At 48.2% G+C, this 7065-nt stretch carries 8 protein-coding genes; 1 reads left to right on the top strand and 7 read right to left on the bottom strand.

Annotation, left to right across the window (positions count from 1 at the left end):
• A partial coding sequence (locus LC334_RS22725) for a VOC family protein (RefSeq protein WP_223413135.1) occupies positions 1-726 on the top strand: 726 nt, incomplete at its 5' end.
• A gap of 206 nt (positions 727-932) precedes the next feature.
• Here LC334_RS22725 and LC334_RS22720 read toward each other — a convergent pair.
• The 7 genes from LC334_RS22720 to LC334_RS22690 form a co-directional block, all read right to left on the bottom strand.
• The gene (locus LC334_RS22720; protein WP_085802593.1) at positions 933-1424 is read right to left on the bottom strand and encodes a hypothetical protein; all 492 of its coding nucleotides are present in this window, start codon (positions 1422-1424) and stop codon (positions 933-935) included.
• Positions 1425-1457: 33 nt separating this feature from the next.
• Entirely contained in the window at positions 1458-1922 is a 465-nt protein-coding gene (locus LC334_RS22715; RefSeq protein WP_139836563.1) for a hypothetical protein, read from the bottom strand.
• The gene (locus LC334_RS22710) at positions 1919-2671 is read right to left on the bottom strand and encodes a hypothetical protein (RefSeq protein WP_085802595.1); all 753 of its coding nucleotides are present in this window, start codon (positions 2669-2671) and stop codon (positions 1919-1921) included. Before LC334_RS22710 ends, LC334_RS22715 begins: the two co-directional genes overlap by 4 nt.
• A gap of 406 nt (positions 2672-3077) precedes the next feature.
• On the bottom strand, positions 3078-3809 hold the full coding sequence (locus tag LC334_RS22705; RefSeq protein WP_085802597.1) for a hypothetical protein: 732 nt from the start codon (positions 3807-3809) through the stop codon (positions 3078-3080).
• Positions 3796-4992: a site-specific integrase gene (locus LC334_RS22700; protein ID WP_085802598.1), complete on the bottom strand. Its 1197-nt coding sequence runs from the start codon at positions 4990-4992 to the stop codon at positions 3796-3798. Before LC334_RS22700 ends, LC334_RS22705 begins: the two co-directional genes overlap by 14 nt.
• A gap of 443 nt (positions 4993-5435) precedes the next feature.
• A complete protein-coding gene (locus LC334_RS22695; protein WP_139836564.1) occupies positions 5436-6002 on the bottom strand; it encodes a hypothetical protein in 567 nt (188 codons plus the stop codon).
• A 206-nt stretch (positions 6003-6208) separates the two neighbouring features.
• The gene (locus tag LC334_RS22690; RefSeq protein WP_085802600.1) at positions 6209-6601 is read right to left on the bottom strand and encodes a hypothetical protein; all 393 of its coding nucleotides are present in this window, start codon (positions 6599-6601) and stop codon (positions 6209-6211) included.
• Between the last annotated feature and the right edge of the window lie 464 nt (positions 6602-7065).

The following is a 7065-nucleotide window of genomic DNA, read 5'->3' as shown; positions in this document are numbered from 1 at the left end:
CATGACCTGTTCACCACTGATCGTGAGCGCGCCATGTCCTTTTATCAGTCTCTCGCCGCTTGGGAGTATGTGACCGAACACGCAACCGACTTCGCGTGGGGCGGCGGCACGCAAGACTATGTTCTTGCGCTTAAGGAAGGTGAGGCCGGAGCAGGCATCGTCACCCCGCCCCCAGACATGTCCACAGGATGGGTGGCCTATGTCGAGGTGAACGATGTGGACGCAACTGCGGTTCTGACTGAGACGTTGGCCGGGGAGGTGTTGCGGCCGCCCTTCGATGTTCCGGGCGTCGGGCGCAACGCGCTTTTGCGAGATCCAAACGGTGCAACTATCGGTGTGGCAATGTCGCGTCACAACTTTCCGGTGCCGAGGCGGCAATTTGGTAATGAGGTCTACCTGTCTGCTGATCGGTCATTTCCGCGTGATTTCTATGCGCGCCTGTTTGATTGGGAGTTTAGCAAGCCGCAAGTCGACGAAAATCATTCGCGGAACAAGATTGCAGTGCAGGGCCAAATCGTCGCCGCAACTTGGGATGACTCACCTTTGGATAATCTAGCGTCCCGCTGGTTGCCTACGATCAAAGTTATCGACCCACTAGGATCTCTGAGAAGCGTACCGGACTTGGGTGGAGTGAAACTGGGCCAAATGAGCGATGCTCACGTTCCCCAAGACCTGTTGTTTCTAGAGGATGCCGATGGCGAATTGGTTTGTCTTACTGGAGCGTGATGCAGACCCGCTCGCACTGACTAAACTGATCGCTGGCGGGTTCAGATATCCCTCAAAATGTGCCCGCTACACTCCAAATCAAATTTGATGCAACAGCAATTTAGGCTTGGGATAGCTCAGACTTATTGTTGAATTATCCGAATGTTATCTCGAACTAAAATCTCAGATAATTGTGAGATAAACCGTGTTTAGATCGGAGTTAGGTCTTAGATGTTATTTCTTTGCCGGAGTTCAGCCAGTTCTTGCTCTAGTTCCTCAAGCGAGGGGCCATCGAGGTCATCGCTGGGACGGCTGGTCCGTGGTTTCGGCTCTGGGCCATAGGAGGTTGGAAAGCTTGCCTGGGTATTCCTCGCAGAGTGTCCCCAAGTATCTGGGAAACGTTTCTTGAGAATATGGATCAAAACCTGTGTATTCGCAGGCCCGCCCAACGCGGCCTTCCATGCAGCCTGGGTCCAATAGGACGTGAGGTGTGTCCAGGCCAGTTGAGAAGCACGGTCAAATTCTTGGTATCGATTGGCCCAGTTATACATTGTCGACAGAGAAATATCGATCCTTGAACACCATTGTTCGGGAAACTCTCCAAGCTTCGCCCGCCTAATTATCAGTTGGCAATACTCGGGCTTGTACTTCAGAGCATTGGTGCTTCTGGGATCGAGCGACAACGGTACGATGTTTGATCGCTTGCGACTGTGTTTCATGGTTATTGGCCTCTTTTTATCAAGTATGCTCAATTATTGTGTGAGATTGGCGGCGCCCTTTTTGGCATAGAGATTCATTTCTTCTTTTGTGACCAATCCAGCACGCAGCAAGCAATCTGCTCCACCATGCCGAATCCAATACTCCCCAACGGCTTCACGATTTCGAATTCGATTGGCGTTTATTTTTAGCGCATCCAACCTATTCCTTGCGGGCACCCTTGGCTCCGATTTCTTGATCAGTGAAACACAACTCGCGTAAATTTCGCCTTCGGATGGCCAACTGCGCGTTATGTTTCTCTTGCCAATGTCAGCCTCCAACCGCGCCCACCAGGTTTCAAACGCCGTGGGTTCTCTAGGAGCAAACTTCTCAATGATTTTGAGAAACGCAGCTAACTCATCTTCTATTGCTTGATCATCTCCTCGCATAAACGAGGGAACACTTCTTCTATAGAGGAATCTCCGCAAACGAGACATTATATCAATGGGCAGGGATGTCATTGAATTGATCCGCCATGTTGCAGACGATCCCAAATCTCTGGCTTTACGATTTCGGGACGTTTCTCATTTAGTATGGCTTCGATATAGGGAATCGGATCGACTGCGCCCTTATCTTTGCATGCCTCAATCGACGCCAGAACTTCAAGATCTGAATGGGTTTTTCGGAGCTTGCCAATAAAGGACCGCGCTCTTTGTTCGTCGATGCCTTTGGAAACGAGATATGTCACTCCGGTGTCAAACAATACGCTCTTTGAATGTCGCGAAGCGTTGCCGGCCGAAGCGTCAGCTTCGGATTGTTTCTGGATTCTGGGTTCTGGATTCTGGGGCTTAACCCCCAGGTTAACCTCCCTGGTTAAGCGACTGTCCTTTTTTTCTTCAATTTCAATATCTTTCTCCAACTTTGGATTGCCACCTTTGATCCCATTTTTACGAGCTTTAACTACTTTTTCCTGCATTCGAACGAGTTTTCGAGAGTAGATCACGCTCGACCGTTTTTTCGAGAACACCTTACTTTTCTCTAGTTCGGACAAGAGGCTTTGTAATTCCTCGACAGGAATTCCAACAATGGAACTTAACTGTGCATCTGTCGGTACACTTTCAGCTATCAGCAAGTGACCATAGGGCTTTGCGTCGTGCATTATGCAAACCATATCTATCCAAAGGCCGCGGGCCGCTGACGAACACATTCTAAGTCCAGGGTCCGCCAGCCAGTCGGATGTATAGAATTTCAACCAAGGGTATTTTTTCATTTCTGACATCCCCGCGAAGTATTGGTCTGTTGGGAGGTGTTGGATACGACATGCGACTCAAGCCAGTCTTCGAATGCGCCGCGTTGGTAACGCACCATTCTCGCACTAAGGCGAACCATCGGCGGACCGCGACCATTCAAGGCAGCAAGTTCCAACCAGCGTCGGCTTATCCCCTTGTATTCGCGCGCGATATCATCGCGGGACAGAAGTTCTTGCCGCCGCGCCGCTTCACTTGTGGCCCGTAGTTCATCTAGTGCATTCGATGGATCCATATTTCCGCCCTTAGCAAGATGCTCCACTTGGTTGCGGAACATTTCTGCACCTCGCGTAAAGGAGCGTCGAATTCTCGGCGATAAGGGTGAATAAAATAACCTAGCCCTTGGAATTCACCCTTATCTCAGTTTGCTTACCTGCCACCGGGTGAGTTATTGCGGCGAAATCTCTTTCGCACGTTCTTGAATGCCTCTCTTACTTGATATTCAGTGAAATTCTCCTTCAGAACACTGTTCACAAATAGCCGGAAGATCTTCGACTTAGGGCCGATTGGTATGCCCCATTTGGAGTATTCTTTCACGCCAGAGGCAGCATTTTCTATTAAGGCCGCAGATCTTTTAGCTGGCTTTGAGTTTGCCCCTGAAAGTGATTGCTCAACAAACTTTTCTAATCCGAACAATTCGGGAGATTGACCAGTTTGATCAGGCTCGAACGTTGTCATTTCCCTGAGCCTGACGGCTAGATTGCTCACAGATGCAGCAACGTTGTGAAACTCTGTTCCAAGATTGATCTTGCCATCCGCATGCATCTGCGACAGCGCATCCATGGCCTTTCTATCTTCAGGATCAATGATTGAGTTTCCTAAAGGTTGGAAACGCTCCGCAAGCCTACAGATCGCATCCATCGGTTTGAGCATTTCATTCCGCAGCTTCGTGACATCTGCCTTTCTCGCACCACCTGAGTGCCAGCACAGTTCCTCTGAATATTCCATTGTACAAAAATAGATCTCTTTTCGCTCACTATCCAAGAACTGCTTATCAACGGCGGCCTCAATCTCTCTCCATGGCAATTCGCTGTGACTGTCATAAAGATAATGAATTCGTCCTTCGACTAGTTGGCGAGTTGGAGTCCTAGCCATTTCCATCGGCCTTCATCGCTTCGGCAATCTCCGAACCGATCGATTCTACTGCCGATCGCAACGGATCATCGGAGAGATGAGCGTACCGTGCTGTAGTCGCAGTTTCGCGGTGGCCAAGGAGTGCACCAATAATCGGTAACGACATGCCTGCCCGAGCTCCGAAGCTTGCGAATGAATGGCGCAAATCGTGCAGGCGCACATCTGCAAGATCTGCCTCTCTCCGAATTGCTTCCCAAGGCGTTTTGATGTTCACGAGGTGGCTACCAGGTTTGCCACCGACAATGACAAAAGGATTTCCCTCTACCCGCAGGAGTTCTGAAAGGATATGCAAAGCTGCCGGCGGAAGGAAGATATCTTTCTCTCCCGTCTTGCTATCAGCCAATTCCAGACAAGCCCGTTCGAAATTTACCTCGTTCCAACGCAAGGACAGGATTTCTCCGTGACGTGCTCCTGTAAAGACGAGCAAACGAATCATTGCTACGGCATAGGGTGAGATCAGCCGGTCGAGTTGACCCTGTTCTGCTTTTCGCAGGGCGTCTCCCAATCTTGCCAGCTCGGCCTCCGACAAGTATCGTTTTCGCTTCTTCTCAGCGTAGCGCTTGATGCCCACTACCGGATGTTCGCTGCGTTTGATCCATTCGAGCTCATCTGCGGCATAGTTGAACACTTTCGATAGTAACGATAGAGTTCGATTAGCTTCATAGGGTTTGCCTTCTAAACTTGAATGCAGTGCTTTGACCTCCTGCCTGGAAACCGCATTTACCTGCTTCTTGCCGAGTAATGGATTAAGCCGTTTCTCAATCATGCGGACGTCATTTCGCACGCTGGATTGCTTTTTATGCCTCTTGGCATGATCATTTAAATATCGCTCAAACAGTTCAGCCATCGTGGGAGTATCCCTTTGGGCTTGGCGATCGCCCATTGGGTCACCACCCTGACGGACAATTGCAGTCCAGTCCTTAGCGATGTTTCGTGCCTGATCTGCCGTTAAGGATCCAAAATCGCCAATTCGAGGTTCGCGTATTTTCGCACCTCTGCCACCACCGACCCGATACCGAAAAAAGAAGGCCTTACGACCATTGGGATACACCCTCAGCGAAAAACCAGGGATGTCACTGTCGCGGATTGGATACTGCTTATCTTCCGGCGAAAGACCATCAATGGTCCGCTTGGTGAGTTTTATTTTCATGTTAGAGTACAGCTTTCACATAGCTTTCACACAATGCGAAATTAAACGAAACCATGAGATAGTTAAACAATGGATATTTGTTTAAATTCAATATATTGCTGAAACAACAGGTATGTAGATGAAATCAAAAGAAACAAGAACCTTGAGACTTCTAATCAGCAGGTTGAGGGTTCGAGTCCTTCCGGGATCGCCAATAAATTCAATTAGTTATATGAGTCCAATACGCGCCAACTATGCCTCAAATTTCTTTCTGGGGGACATATAGGGGACAATTGGTGTGGTTTCGGTGTTCCGGCTTACCTGGTAGCGACGGGATAGATTGATACCATTGCTCCGGGTTACAAATTGTCTGCAATGCGGACTTTGCTGCCGTTAGTGTGATCGAAATATAGTGCTTGTCATCTCATGCAGTTTACTTTGGATAGATCCTAAACTTGCTCTGGTCATCGCCTCGAAATAGTATCAATAAAATCTGCAATCTTGGCATTATCATCGTGGCTACAGAAGCTTCGAGGCGGTTCATTATGTCCTGCAACAAACCACGATCTATCTGACTCGCGATAATAGAAATCCATCACGTGGAGAATTTCCATCCTGTAACTTTCTTTCACACGCGCGGCGAAGGCGTTAAATGAAATCGCAAGCTCGATTCCATTTTCTTCGTATGTTCCGTAAAATGGATCGCAAAGACGGACATTCGTTAGATTTTCTTGCTCTGCCCGCGACAATTTCAACAGGGTCTCAAAGCGGTTAGAAGACAAGTACCGCTTCTTGTCTTTGACTGAACAATTGTTAACTTCGCAAAACAATTTAACGAGGTGCTCGGGGATGTCGGGAAAATCGCAAGTTAATTTTCCTTTTTCCCCTTGGCAGGAAACCGAATAGTAAGTGTCAGAGAATTTTTCATTTAAGCTGAATAGCCGATTTTCCTGTTTTGGGTCGAAACTGAAGTACAGCGAAGCCAATACGAAACACGCAATCAAACAGATAATGGAAATCGCCAGTTTCATGTACCAACCTATCGTTGTGAGCGATAACTTTGTTTGCATTGGAGCCAAAATGCAATTCTCCAATAGGTGCTATATACGTTAAATCATCTTGAAATGTTGTGTCCGCTATGGGCTCATAACGGTCATCTGACGGTTTTGCTCGGGCATGTCAGCAAGATTCTAAGCGTTAAAGTCGGATCTGCGGACAAAGCTGCCGTTGAAACAGCTCAGATGGCCAAGTACGCGATAACGGCTCCAACCAAGACAACCCTAATCGCTATGCTGAAAGCGGAATAGCTCAGTCGCACACGTTGTTCCGAAATTGGGACATTCATATGATCCGTAGGATGTGCCCAAGGGTTGAAACCAAATTGATAGCTATCAGTCTTGGTCGCGAGTTTTAGCACCTCCACAGGGATGAACCATTGCTTAGTTTTAAATAGAGTTGCTGAGGTGATCTCGTCGAAGGGAAGTACCCATGAGTCACAGGCAATTTGATCCTCATAGACTTTGAATGAAGCTCTTTTCGCGCCAACCCATTTAGCAGAGTACTTAGGCCCGCCATCAACACCTTTTATAGCCTTACAGACGCAGCGGTATTTGAGTTCGGATGATGCCATTTCCGATATTCCTTGTTAGGTATCGCGATAGCGTTGAAAGCATGAGGGCTCTACTAGCCCCAAAATATTAGGCTAAGAATGTGAGAAAATTTAGGCGGGTTGCTGGCGTCTTCAGGCGTCAAAGATTACGGTAACTTTGGGCTCAGAGCGGTCATCTGACGATTTCGGTCAGTCAATTGAGGGCTAAATGGCAGCAATGCGCACTTTCCTGTCATTTATCGCGGTGCCTTAAATACCTGCTTCGTCAAGGTGTAGTATCGGTTGGGCTTAAACGCTTGATGGGCACCGGTTCTTCATGCAGGTTTCCACAAAAAGTATGAGGTACATCGAGATGAAGACTATTCAGAGTGTTTTTGCACTAATTTGTGCGATGCTGCTGGTCACCACTGTCTGACGTCAGCGCTCATGGGACATTTTGAGGCGATTTGATAAGGGAGGGTTTCTGGCTCATCGTAACCACCAAG

Source organism: Roseovarius aestuarii, from assembly GCF_019966515.1.
In the GTDB taxonomy this organism is placed as follows: Bacteria; Pseudomonadota; Alphaproteobacteria; order Rhodobacterales; family Rhodobacteraceae; genus Roseovarius; species Roseovarius aestuarii.
Note: the sequence above shows the minus strand (reverse complement) of the source record. Positions and strands in the feature narration are given on the sequence as shown.